At 64.0% G+C, this 15370-nt stretch carries 14 protein-coding genes; all 14 read left to right on the forward strand.

Going from position 1 to position 15370, the window contains the following annotated elements:
- The 14 genes from ACFFT4_RS13130 to ACFFT4_RS13195 all read left to right on the forward strand — a co-directional run bounded on the left by ACFFT4_RS13130 (nt 1) and on the right by ACFFT4_RS13195 (nt 15331).
- Nucleotides 1-906 (forward strand): carbohydrate ABC transporter permease, encoded by a 906-nt coding sequence (locus ACFFT4_RS13130; protein WP_378048270.1) that lies wholly within the window; start codon nt 1-3, stop codon nt 904-906.
- Nucleotides 907-972: 66 nt separating this feature from the next.
- Nucleotides 973-2634 (forward strand): ABC transporter substrate-binding protein, encoded by a 1662-nt coding sequence (locus ACFFT4_RS13135; RefSeq protein ID WP_378048271.1) that lies wholly within the window; start codon nt 973-975, stop codon nt 2632-2634.
- Nucleotides 2635-2740: 106 nt separating this feature from the next.
- Complete coding sequence (locus ACFFT4_RS13140; protein ID WP_378048272.1) at nt 2741-4369, forward strand: glycoside hydrolase family 43 protein; 1629 nt, start codon at nt 2741-2743, stop codon at nt 4367-4369.
- A gap of 6 nt (nt 4370-4375) precedes the next feature.
- The gene (locus tag ACFFT4_RS13145) at nt 4376-5182 is read left to right on the forward strand and encodes a ThuA domain-containing protein (RefSeq protein ID WP_378048274.1); all 807 of its coding nucleotides are present in this window, start codon (nt 4376-4378) and stop codon (nt 5180-5182) included.
- On the forward strand, nt 5179-6171 hold the full coding sequence (locus ACFFT4_RS13150) for a zinc-dependent alcohol dehydrogenase (RefSeq protein WP_378048276.1): 993 nt from the start codon (nt 5179-5181) through the stop codon (nt 6169-6171). Before ACFFT4_RS13145 ends, ACFFT4_RS13150 begins: the two co-directional genes overlap by 4 nt.
- A gap of 8 nt (nt 6172-6179) precedes the next feature.
- Entirely contained in the window at nt 6180-7025 is an 846-nt protein-coding gene (locus ACFFT4_RS13155; RefSeq protein WP_378048278.1) for a sugar phosphate isomerase/epimerase family protein, read from the forward strand.
- A gap of 25 nt (nt 7026-7050) precedes the next feature.
- Nucleotides 7051-7863 carry an alpha/beta fold hydrolase gene (locus ACFFT4_RS13160; RefSeq protein ID WP_378048280.1) on the forward strand — a complete coding sequence of 271 codons (813 nt, stop codon included), beginning with the start codon at nt 7051-7053 and terminating at the stop codon, nt 7861-7863.
- 39 nt (nt 7864-7902) lie between these two features.
- Entirely contained in the window at nt 7903-8997 is a 1095-nt protein-coding gene (locus ACFFT4_RS13165; protein ID WP_378048282.1) for a fatty acid desaturase family protein, read from the forward strand.
- On the forward strand, nt 8994-9317 hold the full coding sequence (locus ACFFT4_RS13170) for a MocE family 2Fe-2S type ferredoxin (RefSeq protein WP_378048283.1): 324 nt from the start codon (nt 8994-8996) through the stop codon (nt 9315-9317). Before ACFFT4_RS13165 ends, ACFFT4_RS13170 begins: the two co-directional genes overlap by 4 nt.
- A 31-nt stretch (nt 9318-9348) precedes the next feature.
- Nucleotides 9349-10587: an NAD(P)/FAD-dependent oxidoreductase gene (locus ACFFT4_RS13175; RefSeq protein WP_378048285.1), complete on the forward strand. Its 1239-nt coding sequence runs from the start codon at nt 9349-9351 to the stop codon at nt 10585-10587.
- A gap of 11 nt (nt 10588-10598) precedes the next feature.
- Nucleotides 10599-12677 (forward strand): beta-galactosidase, encoded by a 2079-nt coding sequence (locus tag ACFFT4_RS13180; RefSeq protein ID WP_378048287.1) that lies wholly within the window; start codon nt 10599-10601, stop codon nt 12675-12677.
- 69 nt (nt 12678-12746) lie between these two features.
- The gene (locus tag ACFFT4_RS13185) at nt 12747-13649 is read left to right on the forward strand and encodes a sugar phosphate isomerase/epimerase family protein (protein WP_378048289.1); all 903 of its coding nucleotides are present in this window, start codon (nt 12747-12749) and stop codon (nt 13647-13649) included.
- Nucleotides 13646-14464: a sugar phosphate isomerase/epimerase family protein gene (locus ACFFT4_RS13190; protein WP_378048290.1), complete on the forward strand. Its 819-nt coding sequence runs from the start codon at nt 13646-13648 to the stop codon at nt 14462-14464. Before ACFFT4_RS13185 ends, ACFFT4_RS13190 begins: the two co-directional genes overlap by 4 nt.
- Before the next feature lie 21 nt (nt 14465-14485).
- On the forward strand, nt 14486-15331 hold the full coding sequence (locus ACFFT4_RS13195; protein WP_378048292.1) for an AraC family transcriptional regulator: 846 nt from the start codon (nt 14486-14488) through the stop codon (nt 15329-15331).
- Nucleotides 15332-15370: the final 39 nt, after the last annotated feature.

The raw sequence follows: 15370 nt of genomic DNA on the forward strand, positions 1-15370 counted from the left end.
ATGGCTATGGCGGCATCCAACAAAATCAGAGAGCCGTTGTCGGACAAGGCCTTGCTCATCTTTATCTACGTCGTGCTGCTTGCCGTGCTGATCGCGGTGCTGTACCCGCTGATCTACATCGTCAGCTCGTCGTTCAGCTCGCCGCAGGCGGTCGTGGCCGGCCGGGTATGGCTGTTCCCGGTCGAATTCTCGCTCAAGGGCTACACGGCCGTGCTGCAAAATCCGCGCATCTGGACGGGTTACGGCAACTCGATCTTCTACATGGGCTTCGGCACGCTGATCAGCGTCGCGCTGACGATCGCCATCGCTTATCCGCTGTCCAAGCGCACGTTTTACGGCAGGACGTTTCTGATGTATTTGCTCATCGCCACGATGATTTTCAGCGGCGGTCTGATCCCGTATTACCTGGTCGTCAAAAACCTCGGCCTGATCGACACCCGCTGGGCGCTGCTGCTGCCCCAGGCGATCGCGGTGTGGCAGGTGTTCATCGCCAGAACGTTCTTCCAGGAGACGATTCCCGAGGAGCTGAACGAGGCGGCGGAGATGGACGGCTGCAGCGACCTGCGCTTCCTGCGGTCGATCGCGCTGCCGCTGTCCAAGCCGATTATCGCGGTGCTCGTGCTGATGTACGCCGTCACCGCCTGGAACGCTTATTTCGACGCGCTGATTTTCCTCAAGAGCGCTGATTTATATCCGCTTCAATTGATTTTGCGGGAAATTCTCATTCAGAATTCCGTCGACAATTCGATGATGGTAGACGTACGAACAATGGAAGCCAGACAGGGGATGAAGGATTTGCTGAAATTTTCGCTGATCGTCGTCTCCAGCCTGCCGGTCCTTATCCTATATCCATTCGTTCAGAAGCACTTCGTGAAGGGGGTCATGATCGGTTCTTTGAAAGGTTAAAATAGACAAACGATAGGCCGGGAGAAACGAAGCTGTATCCTACTACGATTGCGGAGGGTGTCCGAAATGAGAAAAAAATGGAGCAAGCTTGCGGGTCTGGGTTTGATTGCGTCGCTGCTGCTGAGCGCCTGCTCGAACGGCGGAAATTCGGAGCAAGGAGGAAGTCCGTCGGGGTCCGACAGCCCGGAGGCGTCCGGACGGATCAAGCTGACCGCGTTCATCAACCAGTCGCCGAATTTGACGACGCTGGACAATCCGTTCACGAAGCAGGTCGAGGAGAAAACGAACGTCGAGCTCGAATTTACGGTCGGTCCGCCGAACGACAACAACGACAAGCGCAACGTGCTGATGGCCAGCGGCGACTATCCGGCGCTTTTCCTCAGCGGCAACTTCACGCCGGCCGAACAGATGAAATTCGGCAAGCAGGGCGTATTCCTCCCGCTGAACGATCTCATCGATCAATACGCGCCGAACATCAAGCAAATTTTCGCGGAGCGTCCCGACCTGAAGACGGCGGTCACCTCCTCGGACGGCAACATCTACGCGATGCCGCAGGTCAACGAATGCTATCACTGCTGGTACGCGCAGAAGCTGTGGATCAACCAGGCCTGGCTGGACAAGCTCAATCTGGAGATGCCGACGACAACCGAAGAGTTCGCCGAAGTGCTGCGCGCGTTCAAGACGGGCGACCCGAACGGCAACGGCGTCGCCGACGAAATTCCGCTCAGCGGCGCGCTGAACACGTGGCACGGGGACCTGACCGGCTTCCTGATGAACGCCTTCATCTATAATACCGGGGACGGACAGCCGTACTCCTACATCCGTGTCAAGGACGGCCAGGTGCAGCTGTCGGCGGCCCAGCCCGAATGGCGGGACGGTCTGAGCTATATGGCCTCGCTGTACAAGGACGGCTTGATCGACCCGCAGGCGTTTACGCAAAATCCGGAAGGGCTGCAGCAGCTCGGCAACAATCCGGGAGATACGATCCTCGGCGCGTTCGCGATCGGACACGCGCAGATGGCGGTGGCGGGCACCGATCCGCGCAACTACGATTACGTCGCGGTTCCTCCGCTGAAAGGACCGGGAGGCGTACAGCTGTCCGGCTACTATAAGTCGGTCGGCAACCAGGGACGCTTCGTCATTACCGACAAGGCCGATGAAGATCAGCAGATCGCCGCGATCAAGCTGCTGGATTACTTGTGGACCGAGGAAGGCACATGGGGACAGGTGTTCAGCGTCGAAGGCCATTCGTGGCGCAAGGCGGACGATGGCCAACTGACCGTCAACGGCGAGCAGGCCAGCTACCAGGTCGATCCGTCCTACCGTTCGGAGACGATCCATACCGACGGATGGGATCAGGCCGGACCGGATTTCCGGCCGCGCGAGCGCTTCGAATCGGAAGCCGTCTCCCAGGACATGATGTCGCCGGAAGGCTACGAGCTGCGTCTGGTGACGGAGACGAAGAAATACGAGGGCTTCGAGCCGAAGGAAGGCGAGATGTTCCCGATCGACATTTTCATCAGCGCCGAGGACGGGGAGAAAGCCGCCCAGTTCAAAGCGACGCTCGAGGATTACGTCAAGTCGAACATGCTGCAATTCATTACCGGCCACAAGGACATCGCCAAGGAATGGGACGGCTACGTCCAAGGTCTCGACGGTCTCAGATTAAACGACTATCTGGCCATTCTGCAGAGCGCCTACGACGCCGATCTGAACAAAACGAAGTAAGCGAAGCAGAAGGTTCCAAAAAGACAAGATCAGGTTCCATTCCTTGATTGTTAGCGATTTCGCAGAAATCCTATAATAGAGGCCGACAGCAAAGGATGTGAGGCAAATGAGCCGGGAGCAGGCCGAAATCCGCAATCCGATTCTTCGCGGCTTCCACCCGGACCCTTCTATCGTCAGAGTCGGCGAGGATTATTATATGGCGACCTCGACGTTCCAGTGGTTTCCGGGCGTGCAAATTCATCATTCCAGGGACCTTGTCCATTGGCGGCCGCTCGGCCGCCCTCTGGACCGGCCCGGCCAGCTCGATATGACGGGCAATCCCGATTCCGGCGGCGTCTGGGCGCCGTGCCTGTCTTACGACGATGGCGCAGGCTTGTTTTACCTCGTGTACACCGACGTCAAGAGCCATGCCGGAGCGTTCAAGGACACGCATAACTACGTCGTGACCGCTCCGGCGATCGAGGGGCCGTGGTCCGACCCCGTTTATCTGAACAGCAGCGGCTTCGATCCGTCGATGTTCCATGACGACGACGGCCGAAAATGGATCGTGAACATGCAATGGGACTTCCGGAAAGGCAAAGACGCCTTCAACGGCATTTATTTGCGCGAATATTCTGTCAACGAGGGCCGGTTGGTCGGCCCTTCCCGCAAAATCTACGCAGGCTCCGAGCTGGGATTGACGGAAGGCCCCCATCTCTACAAGCAGGATGGCCGCTACTATCTGATGGTCGCCGAAGGCGGAACGAGCTACGAGCATGCGGTGACGACAGCGCGTTCGCGAACGCTGGAGGGTCCGTACGAGACCGATCCGCGCGGGCCGATGCTGACGTCGCGGCACGCTCCGGAGCTGCCGCTGCAGAAGGCGGGCCACGCGAGTCTCGTACGAACGCAGAGCGGGGAATGGTATATCGCCCATCTGTGCGGCAGGCCGCTCGAGGGCGCGGACCGGCGCTGCAACCTGGGGCGCGAGACGGCGCTTCAGCGCTGCGAGTGGACGGCGGACGGCTGGCTGCGGCTGGCCTCCGGCGGGAATACGCCCGAGACGATCGTACGGGGGCCGGCGCTGCCGGCCCATCCGTTCCCGTCCGTACCGGACAAGGACGATTTCGACCGCGAAGCGCTCGGGCAGCAATGGCAGACGCTGCGCCAACCCTTCACCGAAGCTTGGGCGACGCTGACCGAACGTCCCGGCTTCCTGCGGCTGCGCGGCATGGAGTCGCCGAACTCGCGGTTCCGGCACAGCCTCGTCGGCCGCCGACAGCAGGCGTTCGTCTGCGAAGCGGCCACCGTCGTAGAATTCGAGCCGGAGACGTACCAGCAGATGGCCGGTTTGATGTACTACTACAATTCGCAAAACTACTATTATTTGCGCATCGGCCGCGACGAGGCATTGGGCAAAAATATCGGGATTATCGCGGGCGATCACGGCGTCTACGACGAGCATACGGAGCCGCATATTCCGATCCCGGAAGGGACGCCCGTTCATCTGAAGCTGGAGTTGAACGGCCGCGATCTGCGCTTCCGCTATTCGCTGGACGGACAGGACTGGCAGGGAATCGGGCCGACACTGGACGCCAGCAAAATATCGGACGAATACGCCACGCATCTGGTCGACGGCTATTTCACCGATTGGGGCTTTACCGGGGCGTTCGTCTGCCTGTGCGCCCACGACCTGTCCGGCGCAGGGCGGCACGCGGATTTCGATTGGTTCGTCTACCGGGAGAAGGAGGGATGAAACGCGATGGAAGCTTCGAATGAGACGCTGCGCGGCCGACGGATCGTGTTCGTCTGCGGCGAAGACGAGTACGAATCGGAGAGAACGATGCCGCTGCTGGCCGAGGAGGCAAAAAAATACGGAGCGTGGACCACGGTGCTGCAGGCCGCCCCGGACCCCGCGTCCCCGGCCAGCATCCCCGGACTGGAGGCGCTGCGGACGGCCGATCTGGCCGTCTTCTACATCCGCTTCCGGCAGCTGCCGGAGGAGCAGTTCCGCCATATCCGCGATTACCTGGCGTCCGGCAAGCCGGTCGTCGGCCTGCGGACGAGCACGCACGCCTTCCAATATCCACAGGATCATCCGCTGGCCGAATGGAACGACGGCTTCGGCATCGACGTGCTCGGAGCGCCGTGGATTCGCCATTTCGGCCATTCCTCGTCGACGAGCGTGTCGGTCGCCTGGGGCGCGGAGCGGCATCCGATTTTGCGGGGCGTGCCGACGCATTTCGAATGCCGCTCCTGGCTCTACCAGGTGCTGCCGTATCCGCCGGAGGGCGCGCAAATTTTGCTGAACGGCGCGACCGTTAATCCGGAGGACAACGGCTGGTCGTACACGAGCGAGACGCCGCGCGTCCAACCCGTCGCCTGGACGAGAACGCGCGCCGGAGGCGGCCGCGTCTTCACGACGACGATGGGGCATCCCGAGGATTTCGAGCTGTCCGCTTTCAGGCGGCTGCTGATCAACGGCATGCACTGGGCACTCGGATTGGAGCGGAGCATCCCGGAGCAAGACCCGTTAAAGCAAGAGATTGAGGGAGGCGAACAACGATGAAGGTGGCAGCGATTACGGGAGAACGCCGCGCCGAACTGGTCGAGCGGGACAAGCCCGCCCTGCCGGAGGGCTGGGCGCTCGTCAAGGTGCATGCGGCGCCGATGTGCGCCGAATACAAAAGCTTCGTCCGCGGCGAGCATTCCGACTGCCTCGGGCACGAGGCGGCCGGCGAAGTCGTCGAGACCGCGCCGGGCAGCACGGTCAAGGTCGGCGACCGGGTCGTCGTCATGCCGCAGTACCCGTGCGGGGAGTGCGAGCTGTGCCGCGCGGGCGATTTCATCCACTGCGAGCGGGGACTCGACCATTACGAGCCGACGATGACGCAATATTTGTCCAAGCCGTCGTGGCTGCTCACGCCGATTCCGGACGGCGTATCGTACGAGAAAGCTTCGCTGGCCTGCTGCGGGCTCGGGCCGTCCCACGGCGCGTTCTCCGCGATGGAGGTAGGCGCGTTCGACACGGTGCTCATTACCGGTCTCGGGCCGGTCGGTCTGGGCGCGGTCGTCAACGCCAAGTTCCGCGGGGCGCGGGTCATCGCGGTGGAGATGAATCCTTACCGGGCGGAGCTGGCGCGCCGGATGGGTGCGGATCATCTGATCGATCCCCGCGATCCCGACGCGGCCGCGCAGGTGAAGGCGCTGACCGGCGGCAGGGGAGCCGACTGCGGTCTCGACTGCTCCGGCGTTGTCGCCGCGCACCGGCTGCAGATCGACGCCGTCCGGCGCAAGGGCAAAGTCGCGTTCGTCGGGGAATGCTTCTCCGAGACGCCGATCCGCGTCAGCGACGACCTGCTGCGCAAGGGCATTCATCTGATCGGCTCCTGGCATTACAACCTGAAGCTGTATCCGGATCTGATGAAGGTGATCGAGCGGTCGCTGCTGACCGATCTGCTCATTACGCATACGTTCCCGATGAGCCGGATTCAGGAAGCGTTCGAGCTGTCAGCGTCGCAGGACAGCGGAAAAATCATTTTGAAGCCATGGGAGTGAACGGAGCCGTGAAGGTGGGAATGAATTTGCTGCTGTGGACGGACAAGCCCGATCCGTCCGTCCATGGCGAGCTGCTGCGGCGGATCAAGGAATGGGGCTTCGACGGCGTGGAGCTGCCCGCGGACAATATGGCTCTGGCGGACGCGCGGGCGTTCGGCGCGCTGCTGCGGGAGCTTGAGCTCGGCTGCACCGCAATCGCCGCGCTGGACGCCGCCGTCGCCGACCCGGCCAGCCCGGACCCGGCGCTGAGGCAGGGCGCGCTGGAGACGCTCAAGCTGGCCGTCGACAACACCGCCGCCATGGACGGGGACGTGCTGTGCGGTCCGCTGTTCCAGGGCTTGGGCCGTTTCAGCGGACGCGGGCCGCAGCCCGGCGAATGGAACGATGCGGTGGAGACGCTGCGCGCGGCGGGGGAGTATGCCGCGGAGCGGGGCGTCCGCCTGGCGCTGGAGCCGATCAACCGGTTCGAGATGTACCTGGTCAACACGCTGGCGGACGGCGTCCGCTTCGTGCGGCAGGTCGGTCTGCCGAACGTTGGCCTGCTCGCGGACACGCACCACGGCAACATCGAGGAGCTCGACGTGCCGCGGGCGTGGCGGGAGGCGGCGGAGCATATTTTCCACGTGCACATTTCGGAGAACAACCGCGGCGTGCCGGGAAGCGGCCACGCCGTGCCGAAGGAAGCGTTCGACGTGCTGAAGGACGTCGGCTACGGCGGCTGGCTGACGATCGAGGCGTTCGGCCGGCAGGTTCCGGGACTGATCTCGCGGCTGCATCTGTGGCGGGATTACGCGGAGCATCCGGACGACGCGGCGCGGTTGGGCGTGCAATACATTCGCCGACATTTGATTTGAAACGGAGCGGGGAGGGAACGGACGGATGCCATTCGTGCGAACGAACGGAATCAGGCTGCACTATACGGAAAGAGGACAGGGCGAGCCGCTCGTTCTGCTGATGGGGCTTGGCGCGCCGGGCAGCGTCTGGGAGGAGCATGCTCGCGTCTACGAGCGGCATTTTCGCTGTTTCTTGATCGACAACCGCGGGGCCGGACAATCGGACAAGCCTGTCGGTCCCTATACGACGAAGGCGATGGCCGAGGATACGCTGGGCCTGGTGCGGGAGCTGGGGCTGGAAGCGGTCCATCTCTCCGGCATTTCCATGGGCAGCGCCATCGCCCAGGAGGTCGCGCTGGCCGCGCCGGAGCGGGTGCGCAGCCTGACGCTGAACTGCTCGTGGCAGGCGTGCGGGTCGTATACGGCCAGCGTGTTCGAGACGCTGGCGGCGGGATACGAGCGGCTGCGCCCGGACGAGTTCCAGCGGCTGCTGCAGGCGTTTATTTATACGCCGGCCTATCATGAAGCGCACGGCGACAAGCTGGAGGCGGCCCGTCGGGCGGCGCTGACCGAGGCCGAGCCGATGCCGGCGCATGCATTCCGCGCGCAGTGCGACGCGTGCCTGACGCATCGTACGGCGGGGAGATTGGCGGCCGTCGCGGCCCCGACGCTGCTTACGGTCGGCGACCGCGACGCGTTTACGCCGCTGCCGCTGACGGAGGCGATCGCGGCGGAAATGCCGCAGGCCGAGCTCGAGGTGTTCTCCGGAAGCGGGCACACCCATCATTGGGACCGGCTGGACGATTTTAATCGCAGGACGCTCGATTTTCTGCTCGGCCATCGCGCTTCGGGCCGTTGACGGCACGCGGGCAGCCTGCAAGGTGGAGGCGGTAGTGATATGGCATTGGTTGTTCAAAGGCGGGATTACAGTCTGACCGGTCCCGAGAGCGAGCGCGCGAGGGAAAAAGGGCTCGTGGCGGCGGAGTGGTACGTCAGTCCGGTACCGCGGGCGACGATGAAGGCGCTCATGAAACGCAGGAACGGGCCGGCGATCCGCGACACGCTGATCTGGTTCGGCCTGCTGGCGATATTCGGGGCTGCGGCCTGTCTATCCTGGGGCACGTGGTGGGCGATTCCGGCGTTTCTGGCTTACGGGATTCTGTACGCGACGCCGGCGGATTCCCGGTGGCACGAATGCGGCCACGGCACGGCGTTCAAGACGCCGTGGATGAACGAAGCGCTCTATCAGATCGCCTCGTTCATGGTGCTGCGTTCCGCGACGCCGTGGAGGTGGAGCCACGCCAGGCATCATACCGACACGATTATCGTCGGACGCGATCCCGAGATTATTACGGAGTGGCCGCCCCTGTGGAAAATATTATGGATGCAGCTGTTCGATCTGTACGGCGGCCCGATCGAGATCAAGCGGTTTTTCCTGCATGCGCTGGGACGGATGGAGCGGACGGAGGCGGAATACATTCCGTCCGGCGAGTTTCCCAAGGTGTACCGCGAGGCGCGTCTGTGCCTGCTGGTCTGGCTGCTCGTTCTCGCGGCCTGCCTGTATACCGGCAGCCTGCTGCCCGCGATGCTGGTCGGCCTGCCGACCTTCTACGGCTTCGCGATCGTGCTGGCGTTCGGCATGACGCAGCACCTCGGGCTGCATGAAGACGTGCTCGATCACCGGCTCAACTCCCGCACGATCTACATGAATCCCGTGCTGCGGTTTCTCTATTGGAACATGAACTATCATATCGAGCACCATATGTTCCCGATGGTTCCGTATCACGCGCTGCCGAAGCTGCACGAGGAGATGAAGGCCGACTGCCCGGCGGCCTGTCCGAGCTTTCTGGCCGCGCTGAAGGAAGTGATCCGGGCGCTGCGGCGGCAGAAGCATGATCCCGCGTACGTCGTGGTCAAGCCGCTGCCGCCGACGGCGCGACCCTATCAATATCATCGCGAGGCGACGCCTCAGGCAAGGAGTGAACCGTTATGAGCGATCCGATCTGGGTCGAGGTGTGCGACGCGGAAGACATCGAGGAGGAAGACGTCGTCCGCTTCGATTACGGCGACCGGACGTTCGCCGTCTATCGGACGGACAAAGGCGACTATTACGCGACGGACGGTTATTGCACGCATGAGAGGTTCCATCTGTCGAACGGCCTGGTGATGGGCAGCGTCATCGAGTGCCCGAAGCACAACGGCCGCTTCGACATTCCGACGGGAGCGGCGAAGCGCGCTCCCGTCTGCGTCGACTTGACGACGTATCCGGTCAAGCTGGACGCGGACAAGGTCTATATTCGAATTCCATCTTAAGGAAGCTTAGAAGAAGCTTAAGGAGTTTACCATGAACGCACAAGGAATGGTCATTGTCGGAGCCGGCGAAGCGGGCGCGCGCGCCGCGCTGACGCTGCGGTCGCTGGGCTGGACGGGGGCGATAACGCTGGTCGGGGACGAGAGCCGTCCGCCGTACGAGCGTCCGCCGCTGTCCAAGCGGCATCTGGTCGCGGAGGAGGAGCTTCCGCCGTCCGTCATCGCCGACGATCGAACGCTGCGCGACAGCGGGATCGAGCGAATCGGCGGGGAAGCGGCCGTTCGCATCGACCGGGAGAATCATCTCGTCGAGCTGGCCGGAGGCCGCAAGCTGCCGTACGAGCGGCTGCTGCTGGCGACCGGCGCCCGCCCCCGGCCGCTGCCGGCGGAAGGCACGGGAGCGGGGGAGCTGCTCTACCTGCGCCGGTTCGAGGACGCCGAGCGGCTGCGCGGCCGGCTGCGGCCCGGGGTACGCGCGGTCATTATCGGCGGCGGCTTTATCGGCCTGGAGACGGCGGCGAGCGCCGCCGCGCGGGGCTGCGCCGTCACCCTGCTGGAGGCCGCGCCTCGTCTGCTGACGCGCGGCGTGCCCCAGGCGCTCGCGGAGCGGGTGGAGCGGCTGCACCGCCAAGCCGGCGTAGAGGTCCGGCTTGGCGCCGCCGTCGCCGCGATCGACCGGGCGGGGGACGCGCTCGCGATCCGGCTGGCCGACGGAACGGAGCTCGCGGCGGACGTCGCGCTGGCCGGCATCGGCGCCGTGCCGGAGACGGCGCTGGCGGCGTCGTGCGGACTGGAGCTGGACAACGGGGTGAAGGCGGATGCGAGATTGGCCACCAGCGATCCTTATATCTATGCGGCGGGCGACTGCTGCTCGTTCCCGCACCCGCTGTACGGAGGCCGCCGCGTTCGGCTGGAGGCATGGCGCAACGCCAAGGATCAAGGCGCGCACGCCGCCGCCGCGATGCTCGGCTCGGACGAGCCGTACGCCGCCCTGCCCTGGTTTTGGTCGGATCAATACGACCAGACGCTGCTTGTCGCCGGATTGGCGGAGCCCTCCGACACGGTCGTGCTGCGCGACCTGGGCGAGGCCGGACGCTTGTATTTCCATCTGGGAGCGGACGGACGGCTGTCCGCCGTCAGCGGCATGGGACCGAGCGAGGCGATCGCCAAGCCGTTCCGCCAGGCCGAGCTGCTCGCGGAGAAACGGGCCGCGCCGCCCGCGGAGCAGCTGGCCGATCCGCTCATCAAATTGAAAACGTGGCTGAGCGAATAGGGGGAATCAGGATGACAGCGGACAAACGTCTGCGGACGAACCGTTATTTGCTCGGCGTCTGCTATTACCCGGAGCATTGGCGCCGGGAGCTGTGGGACGACGATTTTCGCCGCATGCGCGAGCTGGGCTTCAATACGGTGCGGATGGGCGAGTCGGCGTGGCCGATATTCGAGCCGGAGGAGGGCCGCTACTCCTTCGAGCTGTTCGACGAAGCGATCGCGCTGTGCAAGCGGCACGGACTGGACGTCATCCTCGGCACGCCGACCTATGCGCCGCCGGCGTGGCTGACGGCGAAATATCCGGAGGCGCTGCGCCGGGATTTCCATGGACAGGTTATGCATCACGGCTCGCGCCGCCACTGCAACTATACGGCGGCCGCTTATTTGGAACGATGCGCGGCGATCGTCGAACGGATGGCGCTGCATTATCGCGACGAGCCCGCGGTCATCGGGTGGCAGATCGACAACGAGCTGAACTGCCATATGGACGTCAGCTTCGCGGACAGCGACCGCGCGGCGTTCCGGGAATGGTGCCGCCGCAAATACGGCTCCCTGGAGCGGTTGAACGAGGCCTGGGGGACGGTGTTCTGGGCGCAGACGTATTCGGATTGGGCGCAGGTCGACCTGCCGCGCCCGACGCCGACGTATCACAATCCGGGACATTTGCTGGATTTTTACCGTTTTACTTCGGATTCTACGATTGCCTTTGCGAAGCTGCAATACGACGCGCTCAAGCGGCACGCTCCGCACCGGTTCGCGACGCATAACGGCTTGTTCGGCAACATCGACAATTCCGAGCTGACGGAGCGGGCGCTCGATTTCATGTCGTTCGATTCCTATCCGGCCTTTCAATTGATGCGCGGCGATCTGCCGGCGCATTACCGGGACCGGATGACGTCCAAGCATCTTGGCCGGGTCCGGGGCATGTCGGGCAAATTCATGATTCTGGAGCAGCAGGCCGGCCCGGGAGGACAATCGGGCAACGCGCTGAACCGGTACGGCTTCGGAGATTATCTCCAGGCGACGCCCAAGCCGGGGCAGCTGCGGCTGTGGGCGTGGCAATCGGCGGCGCACGGGGCCGACGGCCTGCTGTTCTTCCGCTGGAGAACGGTTACGGCGGGCGCGGAGACGCTGTGGCACGGGCTGAACGATTACGGCAACCGGCCGAACCGCAGAGTGGAGGAGGCCGGACGGTTCGCGGACGACATCGTGAAGTTCGGCGATCTGCTTGTCGGCAGCGAGATCGTCCCGGAGACGGCTTTGCTGTATGACTACGACAACGACAGCAACGCCAAAATCGAAGGCTATATCGGACCGTTCGAGTGGGAGAGCGAGGAAAGCCTGTTCCGCGGACTGACCGAGCTTCATCTGAACGCCGACCAGCTGTCGCTGCGCCCTATGTGCGATCCGGAGCGGCTTCGCCCGTACAAGGCGCTGTTTTATCCGAACGCCCAATTGCTGGCCGAAGAGGACGTCGCGCTGCTGCGCCGCTACGCGGAGGAGGGCGGCATCGTCGTCTTCGGGCCGCGGGCCGGCTACAAGGACCGGACGAACCGCTGCTACAGCCTGCCGTTTCCGGGCGTGCTGCGCGAGCTGACCGGGACGGAGGCGGTCGAATTCACGATGGTGCGGGATACATCGTCGACGATGACCTACGCGTCTTCGGGGGTTAGCGCAGCCGCTCCGCATTTCAACGAAATCTTGCGCCCGTTCTCGCCGGAAGCCGAAGTGCTGGCGCGCTATGACGCCGACTACTACCGCGGGGAGCCGGCAGTCGTCGCAACGCGCGTCGGACGGGGACGGGTCGTCTACTGCGGCGCGTTCTTCACCGACGCCAACGTGCCGGAGCTGCTGAGCGCGCTCGGCCTGGCCGATCCGCTGGCGGACTGGGCGCGGATTCCGCGCGAGGTCGAGACGGTCCGGCGGCTGAGCGGGACGGACGAGTTTTATATTTTCCTGAACTATACGGCTGAGCCGCAGCCGCTCGTATTTCTGTCGCCGGGCGAGACGCTGCCGGACGGTTCGCCGCTGCTCGGGGAAGTCGCCCTGCCGCCGTACGACGTTCTGGTCGCCAGACAGGCGCGGCGATAAAGCCGGCTTATTTTACGGGCAAATCTATCTTTTCAAGCAACCTACTTTTTCCTACAAGGAGTGACGACGATGAATCCGAAATTATCGATCGGTTCCTGGGCGTTCGCGTTCGGTCCGTTCGCGGCCGCTCCCTGGCCGTTCGAGCGCGTGCTGGAGTATGCGGCGCAGGCCGGCTATGACGGCGTGGAAATCAACGGCTTCGCGCCGCATCCGACGCCGGACAGCCATCCAAGCGCGGCCAGCCGGCGCGAGCTGCGCGAGCGCATCCGCGCCCACGGGCTCGGCATTTCCGGCTATGCGCCGGATTTCGCCAAGGTTCCGCCGGACCTCTGTCCGCAGAGAGATTATTTGGCGCAGCTGCAAGCCTATTTGGACTTCTGCGTCGACCTGGAGATCGGGACGATCCGGGTCGACACCGTCAGTCCGCCCGCCGAACTGGCGGCCACCGAATACGAGGCGCGCTTTGCCCGGTTGGCGGACACGTGGCGGGCTTCCGCCGAGCTGGCGGCCGCCAGGGGCGTGCGGATCGTCTGGGAGTTCGAGCCCGGCTTCTGGTTGAACAAGCCGGGCGAGGTGAAGCGGCTCGTCGAAGCGGTCGGCCATCCGGCGTTCCGCGTGCTGTTCGACACCAGCCACGCCTATATGAGCGGAGTGGCCGGCGCCAGACAGACGGGGGAGCGGGAGACGCTGCCCGGCGGCATTATCGAATACGCCGACCTGCTGCGCGATACGATCGGACATTTCCATCTGATCGATTCCGACGGCACGCTGCACGACGACGAGACGAGCACGCATGCCGAGTTCGGCGCGGGACGCATCGATTTTCCCGCTTTTCTGGCGGCAATGGAGCCCGTCGTCGCGCCGCTGGAATGGTGGTGCGTCGATTACTGCTTTAACGCGCAGGCCGAGGAATGGGGACGGCGGGCGGTTCCGTTCATACGCCGCGCGATCGGGGAGGCGAAGCGGAGATGAGCATCCGATTCGGCTATCAGACGTATACGTGGCAGATGTCCTACGAGAAGTATCGCGACCGGCTGGACGATATTCTCGACGTGATCGCCCGGGCGGGCGGCGAAGGGGTCGAGCCGGAGGTGTGCATGCTCGGCCGCTACCGCACCGAGCCGGAGGCGCTGATGGAGGCGCTGGACCGCCGGGGACTGAAGCTGGGCGCGCTCTGCTTGGCGCTGTCTTGGCGGCAGGCGGAGGAGACGGACGAGGAGCGCGAAGAGGCGGATCGCGTCATCGGCTATATGCGGACGTTCCCCGGCAGTCTGCTGACGCTCGTTCAGCTTCCCGGCTCCGACCGCTCCGAGCTGGCCGAGCGGCAGCGCCGCGCCCTCGCCCATGCGAACGCCGTCGCCCGCCGGGCGCACGAAGCCGGCGTCGACTGCGCCTTCCATCCGAATTCCCCGTCCGGCTCCGTCTTCCGCACGGAGGAGGACTATCGCGTGCTGCTTGACGGACTCGATCCGCGTTATTGCGGCTATGCGCCGGATACGGGCCATATCGCCCGCGGCGGCATGGACCCGGAGCGGGTGATGCAGCGTTACCGGCCGCTCATCCGGCACGTTCATTTCAAGGATTGGGAACGGGACGGCGGAGCGTGGACGGCGCTCGGGCAAGGCTCGATCGATCACGTCCGGATCGCCGCTTACCTGCGCGAGAGCGGCTACGGAGGCTGGATTATGGTGGAGGAAGAATCGGCGGCCGCGGAGTCGGAGCCGGATCGGGTGACGCTGGAGAACGGCGCGTTCGTTCGCGGCGAGCTGGCGGCCGCGGTCAAGTGATTCGCCGTCGGGGTGAAGATCGTGCGCGAGCCGCTGAGCGTTAAGGAAACGTTGGACTTTGCGCTGTACCACGTAGAGAAAGCCGCTTACGACTCCTTCCGCCTGGAGATGATCAAGCCGCACTGGACGGTATCGTTCGTGCTGGAGGGCAGCGTGGAGATGCGTTCGTCCGGGATGACGAGCCATGCGGAGACCGGGGACGTCATGATCCACCCGCCGAACGTTCCTTTTACGGAAATCGCGGTCGGCCGGGGCGTCCATCTGTGGATGCTGCTCGACGTCAAAGGGGAACCGCAGCTCGATTTTTTTCGTCGGTTCCCGGTCGGCCGTGTCGTGACGCTGCAGTGCGCGGAAACTTACGCGCATTCGTTCGAAGAGCTGCTGGACGTCTGGCATCGCCCGCAGACGCCGGTGCGGGATTACCGCGCGATGTCGCTCTCGCTGCGGCTGCTCGGCGACATTCTGGACAGCTGGCTGGAGACGGAGGGTGCAGGCCGCGCGGCTTCGACGATGACGACGGGAGATCGCTTCTATCCGGTGATCGCCTATATGGAGGAGCATCTGGAACAAAGAATAACGAGGGACGATCTGGCGCGAATGCTGCACCTGCATCCGAACTATTTCAATCGTCTGTTCAAGCGCGTGTACGGCGTATCGTCGCAGCAGATGCTGCGGACGCTGCGGCTGCGCCGGGCGATGCAGCTGCTGGAGAACGAGGACTATACGTTGGATCGGATCGCTGCCGCCTGCGGCTTCGGCGACGCGGTCTATTTCAGCAAGGTGTTCAAATCGAGCGTCGGACGGACGCCGGGCGAATACCGCAGAAGCATCCGGAAGACCAAGGAAGGCTATGCGTCGTTCCCTTAAGGGAACGTGTTTTTTCACAACAAGGCTAGGGCGTGTCTG

It is taken from the genome of Cohnella cellulosilytica (assembly GCF_042431195.1).
Classification (GTDB): domain Bacteria; phylum Bacillota; class Bacilli; order Paenibacillales; family Paenibacillaceae; genus Cohnella; species Cohnella cellulosilytica.

Coding starts and splice junctions, on each gene's coding strand:
- ACFFT4_RS13130 (WP_378048270.1), top strand. CDS start 1: ATGGCTATGGCGGCATCCAACAAAATCAGAGAGCCGTTGTCGGACAAG.
- ACFFT4_RS13145 (WP_378048274.1), top strand. CDS start 4,376: ATGGAAGCTTCGAATGAGACGCTGCGCGGCCGACGGATCGTGTTCGTC.
- ACFFT4_RS13175 (WP_378048285.1), top strand. CDS start 9,349: ATGAACGCACAAGGAATGGTCATTGTCGGAGCCGGCGAAGCGGGCGCG.
- ACFFT4_RS13190 (WP_378048290.1), top strand. CDS start 13,646: ATGAGCATCCGATTCGGCTATCAGACGTATACGTGGCAGATGTCCTAC.
- ACFFT4_RS13180 (WP_378048287.1), top strand. CDS start 10,599: ATGACAGCGGACAAACGTCTGCGGACGAACCGTTATTTGCTCGGCGTC.
- ACFFT4_RS13150 (WP_378048276.1), top strand. CDS start 5,179: ATGAAGGTGGCAGCGATTACGGGAGAACGCCGCGCCGAACTGGTCGAG.
- ACFFT4_RS13135 (WP_378048271.1), top strand. CDS start 973: ATGAGAAAAAAATGGAGCAAGCTTGCGGGTCTGGGTTTGATTGCGTCG.
- ACFFT4_RS13170 (WP_378048283.1), top strand. CDS start 8,994: ATGAGCGATCCGATCTGGGTCGAGGTGTGCGACGCGGAAGACATCGAG.
- ACFFT4_RS13140 (WP_378048272.1), top strand. CDS start 2,741: ATGAGCCGGGAGCAGGCCGAAATCCGCAATCCGATTCTTCGCGGCTTC.
- ACFFT4_RS13165 (WP_378048282.1), top strand. CDS start 7,903: ATGGCATTGGTTGTTCAAAGGCGGGATTACAGTCTGACCGGTCCCGAG.
- ACFFT4_RS13160 (WP_378048280.1), top strand. CDS start 7,051: ATGCCATTCGTGCGAACGAACGGAATCAGGCTGCACTATACGGAAAGA.
- ACFFT4_RS13185 (WP_378048289.1), top strand. CDS start 12,747: ATGAATCCGAAATTATCGATCGGTTCCTGGGCGTTCGCGTTCGGTCCG.